The following is a 20289-nucleotide window of genomic DNA, read 5'->3' as shown; positions in this document are numbered from 1 at the left end:
GGTCTCCGCTCCTTTACGCTCTGTTTTGCGCGAGACGCGCACACACCGCTGCAATCATGATCTGACTGGAACGCGCCCCGGGATCGATGTGTCCTCGCGAACGCTCGCCAAGAAACGACGCCCGGCCTTTTGTCGCAAGCATGTCACGGGTGGCCAGCATGTTTTCCTCGGCCACCGGAGGCAACGCGTCGAGTATCGTCTGCGCGGACGCGCCGTCTGCGGCCAGTTCGTCGAAGCGCCTCGCGACCGGAATCAGGACGTCCATCATCGTCTTGCTTCCGACGCCCGTCTTTCCTCGCTGACTGACGGCATCCACGCCCGCTGAAAAAAAGCGCGCAAATCCGCCGACATCCATCGCATTGTCCGCGGTTGCCTTTGACATGCCGATTAGCAGCGAAAAGAACAACGGCCCCGACGACCCGCCCACCGTCGACAGCACCTTGCTCGCTGCGATGTCAAGCGCAGGGCCGAACGCCTCGCTTTCGATTTCCGTGCGCACGGCGAGCAGCGCCTCCATGCCGCGCAGCAGATTGAAGATGTGGTCACCGTCGCCGATCTGCTGGTCAAGCAAGGCAATTTCGTCTGTGTGCTCTTTCAGGGATGCGTATGCGGCGTCGATGCACGCCATGACCGTTTTACCGTTCATGCCGGAATCCTCCTGCCGTCGGCGCGGAAATAGAGAAGGCTGCGCGGTGGAAGTGAAACGCCCACCGACTGCCCGGGAGTGAAATTGCGTTCGACGAGGGTTGTCGCCACCACCGCTGTTCCTTCGCGATCGAGAATCAACACATGCCGCAGCGGCGAATATTCGAGCACTTTCAGATTCAGCGCGTCGCGTGCATCAAGCGCATCGCCGTCGTGCAAAACGATGTCCTCCGGTCGGATCGCGACGGTCGCGGTGCCCGCCGGAACCACCGCGGAATCGAACAGCGCGGGCGGCAACAGGTTGATGGGCGGTGAACCGAGACGCTGCGCGGCGCCCAGCGAAACGGGATTGCCATACACCTCGCGCGGCGTACCCAGTTGCACCAGACGACCGTGTTCGAGAATGCCGATGCGATCCGCGAGCGTCGTCGCCTCCACCTGGTCGTGCGTGACGTAGATGATCGTCGCGCCGATCGTGTGATGCAGGCGCTTCAACTCGATCCGCAATTCTTCCCGCAACTTCGCATCGAGCGACGAGAGCGGCTCGTCCATCAAGAACGCCTTTGGTTGCCGCACCAACGCGCGTCCGATCGCGACGCGCTGCATCTCGCCGCCGGAGAGATGCGTCGCCATGTTCTCGAGCTTCGATTCCATATGCAGCATCTCCGCCACCGCCTGCACACGCGCACGCACCTCGGCTTCGTTAGTGCGCCTTTTCGGCGATCGCAACGGGAAGGCCAGATTGCCGAACACCGTCAGGTGCGGATACAGCGAGTACTGCTGGAAAATGAATGCGACATCGCGGTCGGACGGGTGAACGCCTGTCGCCACCTCACCGTCGATCAGCATGTCGCCAGTATCGGGCCGCTCGAGCCCGGCGATCAGGCGCAGCGTCGTGGTTTTACCCGCACCGCTCGGCCCGAGCAGCACGAGAAACTCACCGTCCTTGACATCGATCGACAGGTCGTCCACTGCGACGATGTCGCCGAAGCGCTTCGATACGTTGCGCAATTCGATCTCAGCCATGAGCGTCTCCGTTTGCGGGAATCGTATGTGCGGCGCCCGGCAGCAGGCGCCCTGTTTCCGCGTCGTAGAGCAGCGTGCGCTCCTTGCGGAACGACAGGCCAACCGGGGAGCCAGCAGGGAGGCCATCGTCCTTGCCGGCCCGCACCCGCACGACGCCCAACGCGGTTTCAATCACGAGTACCTGATGAGAACCGAGATATTCGTCGGCGATGACCTTGCCGCGCAGCGGGCCCTGCCCGTCGATGACGATATGTTCCGGCCTGATTCCCAGCAACACGCGCGCAGCGGCCGCATCGCAACGCGGCACGGGAACGGCCGTGCCCAGCAGGCTAACCTGCTCGTGACCGGCAGCGATGCCGCCATCGACCGGCAGAAAATTCATCGGTGGACTGCCGATGAAGTTGCCGACAAATACGGTTGCAGGGAAGTGATAGATCTCATGCGGCGCCCCAGCCTGAAGCACTTCGCCCTTGTTCATCACGACGATGTCGTCGGCCATCGCCATCGCTTCGCTCTGATCGTGCGTGACGTACACCGTCGTCGCGGCGAGCGAGTTGTGCAGCTTGCGCAGTTCAAGACACATCAGCTCGCGGAAGTCGGCATCGAGCGTGCCGAGCGGCTCGTCCATCAGGAATGCCTTCGGCTGCCGCACGATCGCGCGCCCAAGTGCGACGCGTTGTCGATCGCCGCCCGACAGGCCACCGGTCTTGCGATCGAGAATGTCGCCGATTCTCAGCATGCGGGCGGCCGCATCCACCCGCTTCGCAATCTCGCTGCGCGACAGGTGCTCGTTTTTCAGCGGGAAAGCGATATTGTTGCGCACGGTCATATGCGGATACAGCGCGAACATCTGGAACACAAAGGCGATGTCGCGCTGTCGCGCGCGCAATGCGGTCACGTCTTCGCCGTCGATGAGGATCTGGCCTGACGTCGGCAATTCGAGCCCGGCGATCATCCGCAGCGTCGTCGTCTTGCCGCAGCCAGAAGGACCGAGCAGCACGACAAAACGACCCGCGTTGATCGTCAGACTGGTGTCGCGCACCGCGACGAAATCGTCGAAGCGTTTATGAAGGTTGGCTAGAACGATCGTGGACATGGCTCAGTCAGGAAAATGGCTGGTGACGACGAACGCAAGCGCTCCCGCCAGAATGACCGGAAACGACCAGGTGAAGAGCGCGAGCGAAAACGGCTGCACGAGCATCGCCACGCCGACGCCGATCAGCACGGTCGACGCGCCTTCGCTATAGCCGCGACGCAGCAGACGCCCACGCAACCGAGCAGTTTCTCGTTTCATTTGCGCACCGCTCCAAAGGTGATGCCGCGCAGCAGATGCCTGCGCAGCACGACGGTGAAGAAGAGGATCGGCAGCACGAACAGCGTCGTGGCGGCGGCGACCGCTGGCCAATCCTGCCCGCCTTCACCGATGATGAACGGGATGAAAGGCGGCATCGTCTGCGCATCGCCGCTTGTCAGCAGCGACGCAAATGCATATTCGTTCCATGCAAAGATCAGGCAGAAAATCGCCGTGGCCGCGATGCCGGTGATTGCCTGCGGCAGCACCACCTTGACGAAGGCCTGCAAGCGCGTATAGCCGTCGACCAGTGCCGCTTCTTCGTATTCGCGTGGGATCTCGTCCATGAAGCCCTTGAGCAGCCAGACCGCCAGCGACACATTAACCGCCGTGTACAGCACGATCATGCCTGGATAGCTGTCGCTAAGTCCTAACGCGCGGTACATCAGGTAGATCGGAATCGCGACCGCTATTGGCGGCATCATCCGCGTCGACAGGATGAAGAACAGCAGGTCGTCGGCTAGCGGCACCCTGAAACGCGAGAACGCATAGGCGGCCAGCGTACCGAGAAACACCGCCAGAAAGGTCGAGCCGAAACCGATCACAAGAGAATTCACGAAACGCGGCAGCACCTTTGACGGCCCGGCGATCACCATATTGCGCTTGCGCACATCGCGCTCATACCAGGTCTGTGCCGGCGGCAGACTTGCGATGAACTCCGGCGTCTGGCGCGAGCGGATCGTGAAGAGATTGACGTAGCCTTCCAGCGACGGCTGAAACAGCACGACGGGCGGATAGGCGATGGCGTCTTCCTGGGTCTTGAAGCTCGTCAGAATGATCCACACCATCGGCAACGTGGCAATCAGTGCATAGCTGATGACGACGACTGCCGCAAACCGCTTGCCGCGCGGCGACGCCGCCACCACGGAGTGTTGGGAGGTGGTCGGTCTCATCGCTGTTTCACCCGGTTGAGCGCCTTGACGTAAATGTTCGCAGCGCCGAAAACAGTGACAAACAGGATGATCGCGAGCGCCGACGAATAACCGGTCTGCCATTTTTCGAACGCAGCACGCTTGAGCGTGATCGACACGGTTTCGGTCACCGACCCCGGTCCGCCCGAAGTCAACAGGTTCACCATGTCGAACATCTTGAAATTTTCGATGCCGCGAAAGAGCACTGCCAGCATCAGGAACGGCAGCGTCATCGGCAGCGTGATCGACCAGAACTGACGCCACGGGGTCGCCCGATCCACTTCGGCGGCCTCATAGATATAGTCCGGAATCGAGCGCAGCCCGGCGAGGCAGATGAGCATCACATAAGGCGTCCACATCCACGTGTCGACCATCACGATCGTCCATGGTGCGAGCGCCACGTCGCCGATCATCTGGAACGAACCGGGCGGGATGCCGGTGAAGAAACTCACGATGTCGTTGAAAAGACCCGTTTGCGGTTGCAGCAGAAAAGTCCAGAAGTTGCCGACTACCGCCGGCGACAGCATCATCGGCAGCAGGATCAACGTGGTCCAGAAACTATGGCCGCGAAATTGCCGGTTGATCAGCAACGCGAGGCCGAAACCAAGCAGCACCTCCAGCCCCACCGACCAGAACACGAAGCGCGCGGTGACCTGCATCGCGTACCAGATGTCTTCGTCGGTCAGGATATCGACGTAGTTGTCGATGCCGACGAAACGCGCCGGCACGCTCGGCATATTCGACTTGAAATTCGTGAACGACAGCCGCAGCGCCCAGATCAAGGGAAAGATGTTGATCGCGAGCAGCAGCAGGATGGTCGGAAGAATGAACAGCCACGCGATGGTCCTGTCCGACAGCCCGCGCAGCCGCATCGCAACGCGTCCTGATGCGCGGGACTCAAGACCTTGCGGTGGAAAAGGCTTGTTTGCCAACATGCCCGACTCCTCTAAGCGAACCAGCGACGATCTGGCCGAGCGTCGCCGATTCAGTCCAGAACCGCGCTAGTACTTGCCCTCGGCCTTGAAGACCTTGTCCCAGTCCTTAACCAGCAGATCGAGCGCTTCCTTGGCGCTACCCTTGTCGGCCACCACGTAGTCATGCACGCGCTTCTGCATGTCGAGCAGAAGTTCGGCATAGGCGGGCTCGGCCCAGAAGTCCTTGACGATCGCCATCGACTTCAGGAACGCGGGGGCAAAGGGTGCGCTCTGCGGGAAGTCCGGCGCGTCGACCACGGACTTCGCCGCCGAATAACCGCCTAACTGCCACCACTTCTTCTGCACGTCGGGCTGCGCGAACCACTTGATGTATTCAAGCGCGTCTTCCTTGTGGTCCGAGTACGACACAACCGAGATGCCCTGTCCACCCAGCTGCGTGAACTGCTTGCTCTCACGCGGATTCACGAAGAAGCCGATCTTGTCGCCACCGACATTCGGGTCCTTGTAGAGTCCTGGGAAGAACGCAAACCAGTTCATCTGCATGGCGACCTGGCCAGACTTGAATGCATCGAGCCCTTCCTGCATGTACGCGTTCGTCATGCCCGGCGCCGTACAGCACTTGTAGAGAGCCTTGTAGTACTCGAGGCCCTTGATCGACCCAGGCGAGTTCACGAAGCCGTCAAGGTGATACGGCTTTTTCGGGTCCTCGTATTCGAAACCGAAGTTGTAGAGCGCATTCGTCACGCCCATCGTGATCCCTTCCGAACCGCGTTCAGTAAAGATATAGGCGCCGTACACCGTCTTGCCGTCGATCTTGCGTCTCTGGAAGAACTCGGCGGTCTGCTTGAGTTCATCCAGGGTGGTCGGCGGTTCGAGTTCGCGGTGATATTTCTGCTTGAACTCGGCGCGCAGCTCCGGCCGAGCGAACCAGTCCTTGCGATAGGTCCAGCCGACCGCATCGGCCATTGCCGGCAACGCCCAATAGTTCGGCGTGTTCTTCGGCCACTCAGAATAACCGACGACCGTCGCGGGCACGAAGTCGTCCATGGATATCTTGTTCTTCGCGAAGAAATCGTTGAGCTTGACGTAGTGACCGTTCACCGCCGCGCCGCCGATCCACTGGCTGTCGCCGATGATCAGATCACAGAGCTTGCCGTGCGAATTGAGTTCGTTAATGAAGCGGTCGGCGTAGCTTGTCCACGGGACGAACTCGAACTTCATCTTGATGCCGGTTTTTGCCGTGAAATCCTTCGACAGTTCGACTAGTGCGTTGGCCGGGTCCCAGGCCGCCCAACACAGTGTCAACTGCTTGCCCTGCGCATGCGCGCCCGTTGCGATGCCGAGTCCTAGCGATAGGATGGCCGCCGCAATCACCCTTACTGACGTAAGACGTAACATATGTCTTCTCCTTGTCTCTCTTGGGTCTCCAACCTGACGTCAATCAGCGTCCATGCGCCGGGCGCTGTGTTTCGGCTCCAACGGATTCAGAAAGCAGTCCGCGGATCGCGAGCTTCAGGCATGCGCATTCTCACGAAGATAGATTCGGGTTTCCGGCGTCGGAATGGCGAGCGCGCCACGCACGTCGTTAAGAAAATTGATGGCGGCAACGCCGGCCCAGTGAACAATGCCGCGCACATCCTGATCGAGGATTACGTCGATGGCGCGCTCGGACAACTGCGCGTGGGTCTCCGCGGTGCATTCGTGACCGATCAGAACGAAGTGCGCCTTGTCGCCAGATTCCTGCAATGCCGTCGCGATGCCGGAGATGCCGCCACCCGTCGCATAGACGCCGACCAGATCCGCGTGACGTGCGAGAAGGCCCTGCACCGCGAGCCCTGCGCCATCGTCGTCTTCAGCGAAGTCCGGCTCGGCAATCCAGCGCAGGTTGCGAAAGTCCTCTTCCAGTACCTGCGAAAAGCCGGTGCGTCGTTCCAGTTGATCGTGCAGGCGCGACGACGCCGATAGCACCGCCACCGTGCCGATCCGAGAGCCGAGAAAGCGACCCATCAACAGTCCGGCGGTGCGTCCGGCAATCCGGTTATCGACGCCGACATATGCAGCACGGCGACTTCCAGGCAGATCGGAGAACACCGTGACCACGGGCACGCCTGCATCGCTCATATCCTCGATGAGGCGTTGCACCCAGGGGTAGTCGAGCGGCACGAGCACCAGCGCGTCGTAATCGATCACCTGTTCTGCGAACGCAACAGTGTCGCGTTGACTGGAAAAATCGCAGCGGTAGAACGACGGAATGATGCGGTGCTCGCGAAAGAAGCTGGCGGACAGCGCGATATCGCGCTCAACGTGATCGAGGAACCGCGAATTGACCTGAGGGAGAACGAAGGCCACGCGAAACGTAGTGACTTTGGCGGGGCGACCCCGGCTTGCGCGTTCGTCGCGCAGGGCCGCCAACGCGAAATGAACACGCTCTGCCGTTTCCGGACGCACGGCCTGGTCGTCGCGCAGCACACGATCGACCGTGGCCACGCTAACGCCCGCACGACGCGCAATCATCATACGTGTAGCCGGCATGTGTCTCCTCCGGTGCCGAGCCAGAAGCTATTTTGTTTAATCAAGGTAGTTTTTTCTGCGGAAAATGCAAGCTTTTTTGCAGCGATAAACGCATCATTTTTGACAGCATCAATGACGCACCGTTGAGCAAGAGCCGTCACAGTTATGCTGAAAACGCTTAAAGCAGAGGATGGTGCGCCGCGGGAAAAATGCCCTTATAGAGCCGCGTTGTGTAAAACGTGGGGGAAACCCTGAGCGGGACGATCGGTGCCTTTTTTGGGCGTTGCGGCCATTGCTAGTGCCTTTTTCGACATCGAGAATCTCCCCCGATCCTTGCATGGTTCACGCGACGAACGATGCAGGCCGATCGTTCTTCCAGGGGACATTCAATGCAATTCGATCTGAACGGTAAGCGCTTCGAGTTCGATGGCGATCCAGATACGCCGCTGTTGTGGGTGATTCGCGATACCGCGAAGCTGACGGGCACCAAGTACGGCTGCGGCATCGGTGCGTGCGGCGCCTGCACGGTTCATCTCGAAGGCGACGCGGTGCGCTCGTGCGTCATGCCCGTGGGCAGCGTAGCGGGCAAGTCGGTGACGACGATCGAGGCGTTGTCGCACGATCGCTCGCATCCGGTGCAGCGCGCATGGATCGCTAAAGACGTGCCGCAATGCGGCTACTGCCAGTCCGGCATGATCATGGCCGTGTCCGCGCTGCTTGCGCAGAACAGGAAGCCCACTGACGAAGAGATCGACCGCTCGGTCACCAATCTTTGCCGCTGCGCCACCTATCACCGTATCCGCGAGGCCATCCATGCCGCTGCCGACCTTTGACGTGTCGCGGCCGGAGCGTGCGGACACGATCTCCGGCAGCCGGCGGCGGTTTTTGAAGGGTGGTCTCGCCCTTGCCGGCAGTTCCGTTTTGCCGCTCGCGATCAGTGAAGTTGCGCATGCAGTGGAATCGGCTGGCAGTTACTACGAGATCAACGACTGGGTTCGCATCGACCCGGATGGCCGTACGATCATCGGCCTGTCGCAGGCCGAAGTCGGTCAAGGCGTCTATACAGGACTGCCTCAGGTGCTGGCAGACGAGATGGATGCAGACTGGCGGCAGGTAATGGTCGAATTCGTCACCGGCCGCGACGCCTACCGCATCGACGCAGCAAACGAACCGCCGCAGCAGTTCGTCGGTGCGTCGATGTCCGTGACGATGTTCTACACGCGTCTTCGACTGGCGGGCGCACAGGCACGTGAAGCCTTCATCACAGTCGCGGCACGACGGCTAAAAGTGCGCGGCACGCAGTGCGTGACGTCGAACGGTCGTGTCACCCATACGCCGACGGGACGTTCATTGAGCTACGGTGAAAGCCGACTATCACACGCCCTATATCGTCCACGCAACGATCCCCCTGCTGGAAGCCGCTGCGAAGCGCGTCGGTATGCTGATCGACAGCAGACTGGCGTAACACGCTATCGAAGGCCGCCCGAACGGCTGGCGGCCTGCGCCTGTTTCACTGGCTTACCCGCAAGCGGCAAAGCGATATGTGCCTCGAGCCCGCCGCCTTCACGCGGCCGGAACTGCAACGTCCCGCCATGAAGGCGCGCAATGCGCTCGACGATCGCCAGCCCGAGCCCGGTGCCGCCCGAATGTCCGCGTGCGTTCCGGCCTCGGCTGAACGGCGCTTTCAGTTGCTCGAGCTCTTCCGCGGCAATCCCCTTGCCGCGGTCGCCGATCGCCACGTGCGCCACCTCCGCCTCAGTCCACGTGCGCACCGCGAGCCCCGCGCGGCCATACACGACTGCGTTCTGCATCAGGTTCATCAACAGCCGCATCATGGCGATCGGACGAAACGCGAACACCGGCATATCGCCGAGCGACAGTTCGAACTCATGCCCCAGTCCTGCGAAATCCGCGGCTAGCTGACCGATCAGTGCGTTGAGGTCGCCCGGCTGGGCGACTTCGCGCTCGCCGCTGCCGGCGTAGTCCATGAACTGCTGGAGGATCGTGTCGATCTGGTCGAGATAGCCTTCCGCCGATGCGACAAACGAGTCGTCTCCGCCAGGCGGGATGGCCATCGCCATCGCAAGCCGCAGCTTGGTCAGCGGCGTGCGGATGTCATGCGAAACGCCCGCCAGCATCAGCGCGCGCGTCGCTTCGGCCTGCTGCAGCGCCTCCGTCATCTGGTTGAAGGCCGTACTGACCTGCGCGATTTCGGTCGGACCATCAGTGGGCAGCGTCACAGGCGCCTCGCCGGCGCTCACGTGCCGCGCGGCCCTCGCGAGTTCCTGCAACGGGCGGTTGATGCGCTGCTGGATCAGATAGCCCGTCAGCGCCGCCAGCAGCGCAAGGCCGAGCGACAGCGCAATCGCCGTCGTCATGCCGCTCGTCTGCGCATCTTCGTTCATCGACAACGCGATCCACCAGGGCGTGCCCGCGACGTGCACGCGCATCCACAGGCGTTGCCCGTCCGCCGTCTGCCAGCGCACGGGCATGTCGGCGGGAAGATGCTTGCGCAGTTCTTCGAGGAATACGTCGCGCTGGTACGTGCGGTACAGGTTAAGCAGACTGGGTGGCGGTCGGGTCGCCGCGTTCGCGGGCGGCTCCGGCTGACCGTCCAGCCGCGCCGCAACCGCATGGCCCACGTCGGCCGGCATGGGCGCGAGGATTCGGTCGAGCGTCATCACATAGTCGGCAAAGACCTCCGCCGCGCGTTCGATGCGCGGACGCTGTATGTAGTGCAACAGCACGCCTAACGAACACACCAGAGTCAACGCGACGAGCGCAACCAGCAGCGCGATGTTGCGCGCGAGCAGCGAACGCGGAAGCATGCGCCGCCTCATAGCTCGATATCCGCTATCAGCATGTAGCCGACTCCCCACACAGTCTTGATGAAACGCGGCTTCGACGGATCGTCTTCGACGATCTGGCGCAGCCTGAGCACCTGCACGTCGATGCTGCGATCGAGCGCATCGTGATCGCGGCCACGCGTGCGCACGATCAGGTTGTCGCGGCTCACAGGCCGGTTCGGCGATGACCCGAGCGCATGCAGCAAGAGCATCTGCGCCGAATGAATCTCGATGGGGTCGCCCGCCCGCGTGAGCATCTGCTTGCGGACATCCAGACAGAAATCGCCAAAGCGAACCTTGTTCGATGTGACGGTCGGCTCGCCCGCTGCCATCTTCTGCCGGCGCAACAGCGCGCGGATGCGTGCCACGAGTTCGCGCGGCAAGAACGGCTTCGCGAGATAGTCGTCGGCACCGGTTTCGAGGCCGACGACCTTGTCGACCGGATCGCCTTTCGCAGTGAGCATCAGGATCGGCAAGGTCTGGCCTTCGGCGCGCAGCCGGCGGCACACCGAAAGTCCGTCTTCCGGTTCCATCATCAAATCCAGCACCAGCAGGTCGAACGGCTCGCGCAACAGATAGCGGTCGAGCCGCTTGCCGTCGGCCGCGACGCGCACCTCGAAACCCTGCCCAGTGAGAAAGCGCTGCAGCATGTTGCGCAATTCGGCCTCGTCGTCGAGCACGATGATCTTTTCTGGTCGATCCATGTGCGGGCTCCTTCCATGCCTGATCGATTCTGGCCTGCCGTCTCCTGTCCGCCGCGGCGTCGTGCGCGGCGCGGCACCCGGCGTGCCGGAGCGGCACGACACCAGAATTGAACGCGAACGATTTCATCATGATAGGCCGCAAACACAGGCGCGCCGCCTCGACGACGGCAGACAATCAACCCGACGTCGCGCGTCAAAACACGCGACATCAAATGAAATAACTTGTCGCTCCACTTTCGACGCGCCGTTGCGTATCGTTCACTCCGTCGACGCCACAAGCGTCCGAACAGATCGCTCCAGCGGCAACACGCTGTGAGCCCACCGGCGGAGCGCCTCGCCAAAGCGAAGGCGCATACCGCCAGTCAATGAATCCGGAGTCTGAAAGTGAACATGAACATTCGTCTGATCAGTATGTCGGCTGTCGCGGCAGCCACCCTTGCCTTCTCATCGGCCGCGTTTTCGCGCACGGTCGTATTTGTCACGCACCCCATGCCCGTCGCCATCTACATGCCGCCTCCGCCGCGGCCGGTCTATTACTACGCGCCGCCGCAACCGACCTACGTAGTGCCGGTTACGCCAGTGGTAACCGTTCCGGGGCCGGCACCGAAGCCGACTTCGACGCCCATGGCCGCGCCCGTACCGATGCCCGTGCTCGTGCCCGCCGGCTACACAGTCGTGCGCGCACAACCGGCTTACGCCGTCGTGCCCGCCGCAAACGTCACCTACGCGCAGCCGACGATGGTTGCCATGCCGCATTAAGGGCAAGCGACGTCACGCCGGGTATCGGACGTCAACACGGTCGATTTCGACAGCTGCGGCGAACTGACGCACGGCAACCCTGCATTAACGGCTCCGACGGGCATTTACCTGAGCGGTTTACCAGGAAACCCTCAAGTGCTCGGGGTCAATGCCGTTAAGAAGTGACAGCACGTCTGGATTGCGCCGTGTGCGCATCCCGCTACAGCAAGGAAATCAATGCGCAACAACCAGCCCGTCACGCAGCAGGAATTCGAATTCCCGTCGTCACAGATGCTCGTCTCCGCGACCGACCTCACCGGCCGCATCCAGTACTGCAATCCTGCGTTCATCGCGGTCTCCGGTTACACCCGGGAGGAGCTGACCGGTCAGCCGCACAATCTGATCCGTCATCCCGACATGCCTCGCGAAGCCTTCGCCGACATGTGGACGACGATCCGTTCGGGCCGTCCGTGGTCGGCGCTCGTCAAGAACCGGCGCAAGAACGGCGACCACTACTGGGTGCACGCGAGCGTGACGCCCGTGGTCGACAAAGGCACCGTGGTCGGCTATCTGAGCGTGCGCGTGAAGCCGGGACGCGATGAAGTCCGCAAGGCCGACGCGCTCTATGCAAAGCTGCGCGCGGGCAACGCCGGTTCGTACCGGTTGTTGCGCGGCTCGGTGGTGCGCGCCGGCCTGATCGGCAAGCTGCACGCGGCCATGCGTCTGCCGGTCGCGACCCGCACCGCCATGGGCTACGCTGCCGCACCGCTCGCGATGCTGGTCGCCGGCGCTGTCGCGTGGCAAGGCCTGCCGCCCGTGCCGTTCTGGGTCGCGTTCGGCGTCACCGCGCTCTTTAGCGTCGTCTCGTGGCAGTTGCTCGCCCGCCATCTGGGCGCGCCGCTTCGCGAGATGTCGACGTTCTCGACCCGCATGGCGGCCGGCGATCTCACCGCGGATCTCTTCGTCGCGCGTCAGGACGATCTCGGCGACGTGCTGCACGCGCTCAACCAGTTGAAGGCGAATCTCGCGGCGATCGTGTACGACGTGCGCTCGCAGATCGACGGCATGCTCGGCGCCGCGCGCGAAATCTCCAGCGGCAATGTCGACCTCGCGCGTCGCACGGAATTGCAGGCTGCGTCGCTCGAAGAGACCGCCGCCACGATGGAAGAACTCACGACGACCGTGCAGGCCAATGCGGACGCCAGCGTGCGCGCGCTCGATCTCGCGAAGGAGGCGCAGGCGGCCGCGGCAGTCGGCGGCAATATCGCTGGCCAGATGGAGCAGACCATGACCGGCATCCAGGACGCGTCGAAGCGGATTGCGGACATCACCGGCGTGATCGACGGCATCGCGTTCCAGACCAATATCCTCGCGCTGAACGCCGCTGTGGAAGCGGCACGCGCCGGCGAAGCAGGACGCTCATTCGCTGTCGTCGCCCAGGAGGTGAGGATGCTCGCGCAACGTTGCGCGGCGTCATCGAAAGAGATCAAGACCGTGGTCGATGCCAACGTCACGGAAATTGCGCAGGGCACGCAACTCGTCGCGCGCACGACCGCGCAGATGCGCGTAATCGACGAAGCCGTGAGCCGCGTATCGTCGATCATCGTCGAGGTCGCGAACGCAAGCGGTGAACAGGCGGAAGGGATTCGCCAGGTCAATCAGGCGGTGTCCCATCTCGACGGCGCCACACAGCAAAACGCGACGCTCGTCGAACAGGCTGCCGCCACCGCGCAACGTCTCGCCGAACAGGCTGACGTGCTCGACGAGGCCGTGCGGCTTTTCACGGTCGCGCATGCCGCGCCGGCACCGCGCGCGGCATCGGCTGCGCATGTGGCATCCACCCCGCGCGCCACCACAAACAGTTGAACGGACACGTCGAAGAAGACACATTGATCTGATAGATCGGCGTTAGTACCACCTCGACAAGACAGGGACAACGGGTCACGATGAATCCCGTCAGCGCCCAGTCTGTGCGGGCTGGCTGACCCGAGTAACAACGGCGTTTTAGCGGCCCGCCCGTTTATGGACGGGCTATTTTTTTGCCTGCGTGTGCCGTGTCCTTGCTGTTGTCCGCTTTTTCGCGCATGTCTCTTTTCCCCCGACAACGCCGATGGTCAATGCCGGCGATCAGGCATCGAGCAAACTCAGTTGTGTCGCCGACCTCATGCCAGGGCGCTCGAGCGCAAGCAGCGCCTGTTTGCGCTCGATACCGGCCGCGTAACCGGTCAGATCGCCTGTGCCCGACAGCACGCGATGGCACGGCACGATGATCGATACCGGATTGCGCCCGTTCGCTGCCCCGACCGCTCGAGCACTACCCGCATCGAAGCCGAGGCGCTCAGCGAGTCCACCGTAGCTCTCGATCTGTCCATAGGGAATCTTCACGAGCTCGCTCCAGACGCGTTGCTGGAACGGTGTGCCTGTCGTGCGCACGTTGACCGAGAAATGCTGGCGCTCCCCCGCGAAGTATTCGGCAAGCTCTTCCTGCGTCTGACGCAACAGACGCGGCATGCCTGACGCGTCGTCGCGCCTTTCGTCGATGCGCTCCTGCGGGCAATACTTTTGACCAACGAAGAACAGGCCAGTCAGGGCGTCGTCCTCGGCGCGCAGAAGGATTTCGCCCAACGGACTCGGAATCAGTGTGCAGTATTTCATCAGGCACTCGCAGGTTCTGGCAGCGCTTCCATGCAATGCAGTCTCGCTGCCGTCAATCGACCTTCACTCTAGCGCAGCAACCTGCGAAACGCAGCGCGCCACGTCGCATCGCGCCAAAAAATCGGTGCTACGCTTGCGTCGACCGGCGCGGCGACGCGAGCCGCGCACCCACCGGGCAACCCATCTGCAACGCATTCAACGGAGGCCGACGTGAGCCCAACTGTCTCGCTACTCGCCCGCCATCATGCCGACATGGCACGCAACAATGCATGGTCGAATGCACGTCTTTATCGCGCGTGTCTCGCGCTATCCGACGAGGCCTTCGCGGCGAGGCGCGTGAGCTTCTTTCCGTCGCTGCAATTGACGCTGAATCACATCCTGCTGGTGGACAGGTATTACATCGACGCCCTCGTGGACGGCGGCGCAGGCCTCGCCATCTTCGACAACGAACTGCCCTATCCGCGCGCCGCCGACCTGTGGCCGGCGCAGCAGGAAAGCGATCGCCAGCTGATCGCCTTCTGCGACGCACTCGACGACGACACCTTGCAACGAGAGGTCCGCATCGACCGTGGCCCCGGCATCGGCGTGACGCGCGAGACGACAGGCGCGGTATTGCCGCATCTCTTCGTGCACCAGATCCACCACCGCGGCCAGGTGCACGCGATGCTCGCCGGCACTCCGGTCGCGCCGCCCCAGCTCGACGAGTTCTTCCTGCGGTTCGACGCGCCCTCGCGCGAACGCGATCCGCCGGACCCGGCACTGACGCAGCCGCACTGACACAGCCAAACGACATCGCCGTGACATTGGCCTAAAACCCGCGGCGCGCGCGTGCACCGCGGCTGGGCACGCAAAAAGGCAGCCGGCGATCCGGGGAGTCGCGTTAAACTGGCTCTGATAAAGCCGCGGCAGATCGCGCGCCTCGTTCCGGTCAGCCTCGCCGCGGGCATCGCAAGATGCCGGAGTGTGAGCGCTGCACGACAGACGAAGTGCCGGTCAGCCCGTACAATGATTTCTCAACAACGGAACGAGGACAACGTCGATGCGCATTACCGGGTCTTCCGGGTCAATGGCCCTGCTCACCGAGTACGACGACGCAACGGCGCGCGAACTCCGCTCGCTGCGCCTCGAATCGACAGAAGACGGCAAAGGCATTCTTCTGGTCGAGGTCGATGAACGCAAGCCGGGCATTCATCGCGAAGTGCGTTACGAAATAACCCCTGCGGAGCTGATCGCGGCCATTCGCGCCCACGGCGCCGAGCTGCCTGGAGAGCAGCACAACCGCTAACTGTCACACGGCGCAACCCGGTTTTACCAAAGGCGGCATTGGTTGCATGAATGCCGCCTTGTTTGCTGCTCACGTCTGCAAGCTTCTGTTGCTTTTCCTGCATGTCGCGTTTAACCGGCTAGCCGGATAATCCATTCCGCACGCCGCGCTTCACCTGCTTCTCTCCCGTCGTCTCCTGATCCGGTCCAGTTCGGCTGCACGTCACATTCGGGCGCGCTTGCACGTCTGGAAAATGCGTCCATAATCTTTTTGTTGCCTTCAGTTCTGGCCAGAATGGCCGTGGAAGTAAGCCGATGCTACATGACCTCGTCGAACAATATGGGCCCTGGCTGGTGTTCGCCAACGTGCTCGCGTCGTCAGTTGGGCTGCCGGTGCCCGCCATGCCTACGCTCGTCCTGTTTGGGGCGATGGCGGCGCTGCATCCGGGATCGATCGGCGTGCAGCTGCTGCCGGTGCTGGTGCTGTCGATCTTTGCGGTGCTGATTGGCGACAGTTTGTGGTATCTGGCCGGCCGCATCTACGGCGGCGACACGCTGAAGACGATCTGCAAGCTGTCGCTGTCGCGCGATACCTGTGTAAAAAAGACCGAGCGCTTTTTCGGCCGCTGGGGCGTGCGCGTGCTGGCGGTGGCGAAGTTCGTGCCGGGGCTGTCGATCGTCTCCGTGCCGATGGCCGGTGCAATGGGGGTGTCGTATCGCACGTTCCTCAGCTACGACAGCATCGGCGCTGCATTGTGGTCGGGTCTCGGACTGATTCTCGGCGCCCTGTTCGCGTCGCAGATCGATATGCTGCTTGCCGGTGCAGGCCGGCTCGGACGGATGACCGCCGTGGTCGTCGGCGTGCTGTTGCTGCTGTATTGCTCGTATCGCTGGTTCCGCCGGCGTCAGTTGATCAAGAAGCTCGCGACCGCGCGCATCGATGTCGACGAACTCGACCACCTGATCGCCAAGAACGAAACGCCCGTGGTGTTCGACATCCGCTCGGACGAAAAGCGCAAGCTCGATCCGTTCGTGATCCCGGGCTCGGTGGCTGCCGATGAGCGTCAGCTCGACCAGATCATTGCGAAGTATCCCCACGACCAGAAGGTCGTAATCTATTGCTCGTGCCCGAACGAGATTTCGGCCGCGTGGATGGCGAAGCAGATGAGCGAAGCTGGCTTCTCCGACGTCGTTCCGCTGCGCGGCGGGCTTGACGCGTGGCGCGACGCCGGTCATCAGCTGGAGCCGCTGGAGGTCGAAGCCGCGCGCGATGTCGACGTGGGCGTCGCGCCGAAGGCTGTGTAGCACCCCTCGCGCTCGTTTTGCGCCCGTTTGGGCCCGTTTTGCGCGCTTTGGCCCGTTGCGGGTCAAACGAGCGCTCGCCCCCCGTCATATGGAAAAAGCAAGGAGCCGTTTGATGCTTGCGATTCAGGACATTGAAGGACAAGAGGTGACGCCTGAGCGGCCAACCGTCGTCGCCGAAGCGCCATTCTCGAACTTGAACACCCGGCACCATCAGATGTTCCCGCATCTCACCGGCGAGGAAATCAACCGCCTGCGCCGTTTCGGCTCGATTCACCAGTGGAACACGGGCGACCTGCTGTTCCGCACCGGCGAGGTCGGCCCCGGCATGTTCGTGATACTGACGGGTTCAGTCAGGTTGACCCAGCGTGACGGCCTCGGACGCGAGCTGTTCATTGCCGAACATGGCCCGGGGCATTTCCTCGCCGAAGTCGGACAGTTGTCGGGACGGCCTGCGCTGGTCAACGGCACGGCGACCGCGCCGGTCGAGTCGCTGCTGATCCCGCCCGAACGGCTGCGCGCACTGATCGTCGCGGATGCCGAACTCGGCGAGCGCATCATGCGGGCGTTGATCCTGCGTCGCGTGTCGCTGATCGAGAAAGGGGCCGGTGGCCCGATTCTCGTTGGAAAGCGCAATGACGCGCGGCTCGTTTCCCTGCAAGGATTTCTTTCGCGCAACGGCCATCCGCACATGGTCATCGACGACCGCGACGAAGACGCGCTTCGGCTCATCGAGCAGTTCGCAGCAAGTCACGAAGACCTGCCGCTCGTGATCTGTCCCGACGGCTCCGTGCTGTATCACCCGAGCGATCCCGAACTCGCCACCTGCCTCGGCCTCCTGCCCGATCTCGACTCGTCGCACGTGTACGACGTGGCAATCGTCGGCGCCGGGCCGGCTGGGCTCGCGACTGCCGTGTACGCAGCCTCGGAAGGGCTGTCGGTGATTGTGCTCGACAGCCGCGCTCCGGGCGGCCAGGCAGGCGCCAGCTCGCGCATCGAAAACTATCTCGGCTTTCCAACCGGCATCTCCGGTCAGGCGCTCGCAGGCCGCGCGTTCGTACAGGCGCAGAAGTTCGGCGCGCACGTGGCGATTCCGGTGAAGGTCAAGACGCTGCACTGCGAAGAACGACCGCATCGGCTCGCCCTGACTTGCGGCGGCAGCGTGCTGTCGCGCACGGTCGTGATTGCGACCGGCGCGGTGTATCGTCGGCCGGCACTCGAAGGCCTCGAACGGTTTGACGGACGCGGCGTGTACTACTGGGCATCGCCCGTCGAGGCGAAACTGTGCAAGCACGAAGAAATCGTGCTGGTCGGAGGCGGCAATTCGGCCGGTCAGGGCATCGTCTATTTGGCGACGCACGCCAAGCATGTCCATGTGCTGATCCGCAAGAGCGGGTTCGAATCGACGATGTCGCGCTACCTGATCGACCGCATCGAGTCGCTGCCGAACGTCACCATCCATCCGCGCTCGGAAATCGGCCGGCTCGAAGCCGACGAAAGCGGACTCGCCTCCGTCATCCTGAAGTCGCCGCTGCCGGACGGCACCAGTCGTTTCGACACGCGCCATCTGTTCCTCTTTACCGGCGCCGATCCGAATACCGAATGGCTTCGTACATGCGGTGTCCAACTGGATCAGAAGGGCTTCGTGCTAACCGGTCTCGGTGCCGGATCGGGCTGCGACCTGGCGACGACCGTCGAAGGCGTCTACGCCATCGGCGATGCGCGTGCAGGATCGACCAAGCGCGTGGCTGCGGCTGTCGGCGAAGGCGCAGCTGTGGTGGCGCAGATTCATCAAATGCTCGCGGTTGCCGCAGGCGAGGCCGTGGCGCTGGGGGCGTGAAGCCCTTCGTCGTGCCGGGGCGTGCCGCCTGAGGCGATTTACCTGCTGTTACACACACGACGTTTTGTTTGCACCCGTCATGCTTTCTGTTTTGTAATAATCCGGTCAGCCAATCGACAGCTTTCGATTGCTCTGGATCATCATGGGCGTGACCGCTGATTTCATCTCGCACGGAACGCCTGCGCCGGCGCAGATCACGCGACCGGCATCCACCCTCTTCTCATGTTCGGGCTACAGTAACGGCTGTTCTGCGTGGCAATCGGCAAGCCTCCGCCGGCTCATGACGCACCCACCCACTGACGTCACGATGCCGACCGCCGCCACGTGAAGATCGTCCCGCTCTCCGCTGCCCGCACCCTTCATCTGGCCGCCCAGGGCCTGCTCGTTCCACCGCGCCGCAAGGCGATGAAAGACGACGTCCTGGTTGCGATCCGCCGCATGGCGCAGTTGCAGATCGACACGATCCACGTGGTCGCGCGCAGCCCCTATCTCGTGCTGTTCAGCCGGCTCGGCGCGTACGATCCGCAATGGCTTGACGCCCATCTCGCCGAGGGCAAGCTGTTTGAGTACTGGTCGCACGAAGCCTGCTTCGTGCCGATCGAGGACTACGGGTTGCTGCGTCACCGGATGCTCGATCCGGGCGGCATGGGCTGGAAATACGCTGCCGACTGGCATGCGCGCCATCGCGTGGACATCGACAACCTGCTCGACCATATCCGCCTGAATGGCCCGGTGCGCGCAGCGGATTTTGCGCGCGAAGGCGGCAAAGGCAACGGCTGGTGGGACTGGAAACCGGAAAAGCGTCATCTTGAGGTGCTGTTCGCCACGGGGCAGTTGATGGTGGCCGCGCGCCAGAACTTTCATCGTATCTACGACGTGACTGAACGCGTGCTGCCTGGCTGGGACGACGCGCGCGATCTGCAACCGGTCGAGGCTGCTTCGCGTGAACTGCTGCGGCGCACCTGCCGCGCGCTCGGCATTGCGCGCGCCGACTGGGTCGCGGATTACTACCGGCTGCCGCGCCGGCCGTATGCGGACGCGCTGCACGCACTCGCGGACGAAGGCAAACTGGAACAGGTACGCGTGGAAGGATGGAAACAGGACACGTTCGTGCACCGCGAGTTCGCACCGATGATCGACGACGCCAGCAACGGGCAGCTCGCGTCGACTGTCACGACGGTGCTGTCGCCGTTCGATCCCGTTGTCTGGGATCGCAAACGCGTGGCCGCGCTATTCGACTTCGACTACGCGATCGAGTGCTATACGCCTGCCGCGAAGCGCAAGTATGGCTACTTCGTGCTGCCGCTGCTGAGTCGCGGGAAACTGGTCGGCAGAGTCGATGCAAAGGCTCATCGGGCGAGCGGCATCTTCGAACTCAAATCGTTCCATCTCGAACCCAACGTGCGGCTGAGCGTGCGCCTGATCGCGGACCTGCGGCGCGCGCTTCAGCGCTGCGCTGACTGGCACGGCACGCCGGAATTGCAGATTACGTCGGCGCCGAAGGATGTGCTGGCTGCATTCAGCGCTGCCGGATGAGGCACACGGACGCAAGCCAGACAACT

Annotated in this window: 19 protein-coding genes and 1 pseudogene; 9 read left to right on the top strand and 11 right to left on the bottom strand. The window is 62.7% G+C overall.

Features of this window, described 5'->3' with window-relative positions; all coding sequences use genetic code 11:
- Nucleotides 1-13 precede the first annotated feature (13 nt).
- From dhaL to B0G77_RS30980, 8 genes are all read right to left on the bottom strand, one after another.
- Nucleotides 14-646 carry a dihydroxyacetone kinase subunit DhaL gene (gene dhaL, locus B0G77_RS31015; RefSeq protein WP_133665697.1) on the bottom strand — a complete coding sequence of 211 codons (633 nt, stop codon included), beginning with the start codon at nt 644-646 and terminating at the stop codon, nt 14-16.
- Nucleotides 643-1671, bottom strand: a complete 1029-nt coding sequence (locus tag B0G77_RS31010) for an ABC transporter ATP-binding protein (protein WP_133665696.1) — start codon at nt 1669-1671, stop codon at nt 643-645. The genes dhaL and B0G77_RS31010 overlap by 4 nt, the downstream gene beginning before the upstream one ends.
- Nucleotides 1664-2767: an ABC transporter ATP-binding protein gene (locus B0G77_RS31005; RefSeq protein ID WP_133665695.1), complete on the bottom strand. Its 1104-nt coding sequence runs from the start codon at nt 2765-2767 to the stop codon at nt 1664-1666. Before B0G77_RS31005 ends, B0G77_RS31010 begins: the two co-directional genes overlap by 8 nt.
- A 3-nt stretch (nt 2768-2770) precedes the next feature.
- Entirely contained in the window at nt 2771-2965 is a 195-nt protein-coding gene (locus tag B0G77_RS31000; RefSeq protein WP_133665694.1) for a hypothetical protein, read from the bottom strand.
- On the bottom strand, nt 2962-3915 hold the full coding sequence (locus B0G77_RS30995) for a carbohydrate ABC transporter permease (RefSeq protein ID WP_133665693.1): 954 nt from the start codon (nt 3913-3915) through the stop codon (nt 2962-2964). Before B0G77_RS30995 ends, B0G77_RS31000 begins: the two co-directional genes overlap by 4 nt.
- A complete protein-coding gene (locus B0G77_RS30990) occupies nt 3912-4868 on the bottom strand; it encodes a sugar ABC transporter permease (protein ID WP_133665692.1) in 957 nt (318 codons plus the stop codon). Before B0G77_RS30990 ends, B0G77_RS30995 begins: the two co-directional genes overlap by 4 nt.
- 66 nt (nt 4869-4934) lie before the next feature.
- Nucleotides 4935-6266 (bottom strand): extracellular solute-binding protein, encoded by a 1332-nt coding sequence (locus B0G77_RS30985; RefSeq protein ID WP_133665691.1) that lies wholly within the window; start codon nt 6264-6266, stop codon nt 4935-4937.
- Nucleotides 6267-6380: 114 nt separating this feature from the next.
- Entirely contained in the window at nt 6381-7400 is a 1020-nt protein-coding gene (locus tag B0G77_RS30980) for a LacI family DNA-binding transcriptional regulator (RefSeq protein WP_208116523.1), read from the bottom strand.
- A gap of 368 nt (nt 7401-7768) precedes the next feature.
- Between B0G77_RS30980 and B0G77_RS30975 the strand changes: the two genes are divergently transcribed.
- Entirely contained in the window at nt 7769-8212 is a 444-nt protein-coding gene (locus tag B0G77_RS30975; protein ID WP_133665690.1) for a (2Fe-2S)-binding protein, read from the top strand.
- 1 nt (nt 8213) lies between these two features.
- Nucleotides 8214-8741 (top strand): annotated as a pseudogene (locus tag B0G77_RS44750) (molybdopterin cofactor-binding domain-containing protein); the annotation flags it as partial.
- A gap of 107 nt (nt 8742-8848) precedes the next feature.
- Here the strand turns inward: B0G77_RS44750 and B0G77_RS30965 are convergent.
- Together B0G77_RS30965 and B0G77_RS30960 are read right to left on the bottom strand one after the other, a co-directional pair.
- Nucleotides 8849-10207: an ATP-binding protein gene (locus tag B0G77_RS30965; RefSeq protein WP_243751282.1), complete on the bottom strand. Its 1359-nt coding sequence runs from the start codon at nt 10205-10207 to the stop codon at nt 8849-8851.
- Between the two features lie 8 nt (nt 10208-10215).
- Nucleotides 10216-10929, bottom strand: coding sequence for a response regulator (locus B0G77_RS30960; protein ID WP_133665688.1), 714 nt, complete (start codon nt 10927-10929; stop codon nt 10216-10218).
- Nucleotides 10930-11319: 390 nt separating this feature from the next.
- On the opposite strand from B0G77_RS30960, the gene B0G77_RS30955 reads away from it, so the two are divergent.
- Together B0G77_RS30955 and B0G77_RS30950 are read left to right on the top strand one after the other, a co-directional pair.
- Complete coding sequence (locus B0G77_RS30955) at nt 11320-11688, top strand: hypothetical protein (RefSeq protein WP_133665687.1); 369 nt, start codon at nt 11320-11322, stop codon at nt 11686-11688.
- 216 nt (nt 11689-11904) lie between these two features.
- Nucleotides 11905-13533 carry a PAS domain-containing methyl-accepting chemotaxis protein gene (locus B0G77_RS30950; protein ID WP_133665686.1) on the top strand — a complete coding sequence of 543 codons (1629 nt, stop codon included), beginning with the start codon at nt 11905-11907 and terminating at the stop codon, nt 13531-13533.
- 261 nt (nt 13534-13794) lie between these two features.
- Here B0G77_RS30950 and B0G77_RS30945 read toward each other — a convergent pair whose 3' ends face one another.
- The gene (locus B0G77_RS30945; RefSeq protein ID WP_133665685.1) at nt 13795-14322 is read right to left on the bottom strand and encodes a methylated-DNA--[protein]-cysteine S-methyltransferase; all 528 of its coding nucleotides are present in this window, start codon (nt 14320-14322) and stop codon (nt 13795-13797) included.
- A 252-nt stretch (nt 14323-14574) separates the two neighbouring features.
- Here B0G77_RS30945 and B0G77_RS30940 point away from each other — a divergent pair, with 252 nt between their 5' ends.
- The 5 genes from B0G77_RS30940 to B0G77_RS30920 all read left to right on the top strand — a co-directional run bounded on the left by B0G77_RS30940 (nt 14575) and on the right by B0G77_RS30920 (nt 20263).
- Nucleotides 14575-15099, top strand: coding sequence for a DinB family protein (locus B0G77_RS30940; RefSeq protein WP_133666951.1), 525 nt, complete (start codon nt 14575-14577; stop codon nt 15097-15099).
- A 262-nt stretch (nt 15100-15361) separates the two neighbouring features.
- Nucleotides 15362-15607, top strand: a complete 246-nt coding sequence (locus tag B0G77_RS30935) for a hypothetical protein (RefSeq protein ID WP_133665684.1) — start codon at nt 15362-15364, stop codon at nt 15605-15607.
- 293 nt (nt 15608-15900) lie between these two features.
- Nucleotides 15901-16890 carry a DedA family protein/thiosulfate sulfurtransferase GlpE gene (locus B0G77_RS30930; RefSeq protein ID WP_133665683.1) on the top strand — a complete coding sequence of 330 codons (990 nt, stop codon included), beginning with the start codon at nt 15901-15903 and terminating at the stop codon, nt 16888-16890.
- A gap of 112 nt (nt 16891-17002) precedes the next feature.
- Nucleotides 17003-18727, top strand: coding sequence for an FAD-dependent oxidoreductase (locus B0G77_RS30925; RefSeq protein WP_133665682.1), 1725 nt, complete (start codon nt 17003-17005; stop codon nt 18725-18727).
- Nucleotides 18728-19051: 324 nt separating this feature from the next.
- Entirely contained in the window at nt 19052-20263 is a 1212-nt protein-coding gene (locus tag B0G77_RS30920) for a crosslink repair DNA glycosylase YcaQ family protein (protein ID WP_133665681.1), read from the top strand.
- Nucleotides 20264-20289 lie beyond the last annotated feature (26 nt).

Source organism: Paraburkholderia sp. BL10I2N1, from assembly GCF_004361815.1.
Lineage (GTDB): Bacteria > Pseudomonadota > Gammaproteobacteria > Burkholderiales > Burkholderiaceae > Paraburkholderia.
The sequence above is the reverse complement of the archived record's forward strand: the minus strand, read 5'-3'. Positions and strand labels throughout refer to the sequence as shown.

Bases quoted from the DNA above. Each gene is read 5' to 3' on its own strand.
- dhaL (WP_133665697.1), bottom strand. From the start codon at position 646: ATGAACGGTAAAACGGTCATGGCGTGCATCGACGCCGCATACGCATCC.
- B0G77_RS31010 (WP_133665696.1), bottom strand. From the start codon at position 1,671: ATGGCTGAGATCGAATTGCGCAACGTATCGAAGCGCTTCGGCGACATC.
- B0G77_RS31005 (WP_133665695.1), bottom strand. From the start codon at position 2,767: ATGTCCACGATCGTTCTAGCCAACCTTCATAAACGCTTCGACGATTTC.
- B0G77_RS31000 (WP_133665694.1), bottom strand. From the start codon at position 2,965: ATGAAACGAGAAACTGCTCGGTTGCGTGGGCGTCTGCTGCGTCGCGGC.
- B0G77_RS30995 (WP_133665693.1), bottom strand. From the start codon at position 3,915: ATGAGACCGACCACCTCCCAACACTCCGTGGTGGCGGCGTCGCCGCGC.
- B0G77_RS30990 (WP_133665692.1), bottom strand. From the start codon at position 4,868: ATGTTGGCAAACAAGCCTTTTCCACCGCAAGGTCTTGAGTCCCGCGCA.
- B0G77_RS30985 (WP_133665691.1), bottom strand. From the start codon at position 6,266: ATGTTACGTCTTACGTCAGTAAGGGTGATTGCGGCGGCCATCCTATCG.
- B0G77_RS30980 (WP_208116523.1), bottom strand. From the start codon at position 7,400: ATGCCGGCTACACGTATGATGATTGCGCGTCGTGCGGGCGTTAGCGTG.
- B0G77_RS30975 (WP_133665690.1), top strand. From the start codon at position 7,769: ATGCAATTCGATCTGAACGGTAAGCGCTTCGAGTTCGATGGCGATCCA.
- B0G77_RS30965 (WP_243751282.1), bottom strand. From the start codon at position 10,207: ATGCTTCCGCGTTCGCTGCTCGCGCGCAACATCGCGCTGCTGGTTGCG.
- B0G77_RS30960 (WP_133665688.1), bottom strand. From the start codon at position 10,929: ATGGATCGACCAGAAAAGATCATCGTGCTCGACGACGAGGCCGAATTG.
- B0G77_RS30955 (WP_133665687.1), top strand. From the start codon at position 11,320: ATGAACATTCGTCTGATCAGTATGTCGGCTGTCGCGGCAGCCACCCTT.
- B0G77_RS30950 (WP_133665686.1), top strand. From the start codon at position 11,905: ATGCGCAACAACCAGCCCGTCACGCAGCAGGAATTCGAATTCCCGTCG.
- B0G77_RS30945 (WP_133665685.1), bottom strand. From the start codon at position 14,322: ATGAAATACTGCACACTGATTCCGAGTCCGTTGGGCGAAATCCTTCTG.
- B0G77_RS30940 (WP_133666951.1), top strand. From the start codon at position 14,575: ATGGCACGCAACAATGCATGGTCGAATGCACGTCTTTATCGCGCGTGT.
- B0G77_RS30935 (WP_133665684.1), top strand. From the start codon at position 15,362: ATGCGCATTACCGGGTCTTCCGGGTCAATGGCCCTGCTCACCGAGTAC.
- B0G77_RS30930 (WP_133665683.1), top strand. From the start codon at position 15,901: ATGCTACATGACCTCGTCGAACAATATGGGCCCTGGCTGGTGTTCGCC.
- B0G77_RS30925 (WP_133665682.1), top strand. From the start codon at position 17,003: ATGCTTGCGATTCAGGACATTGAAGGACAAGAGGTGACGCCTGAGCGG.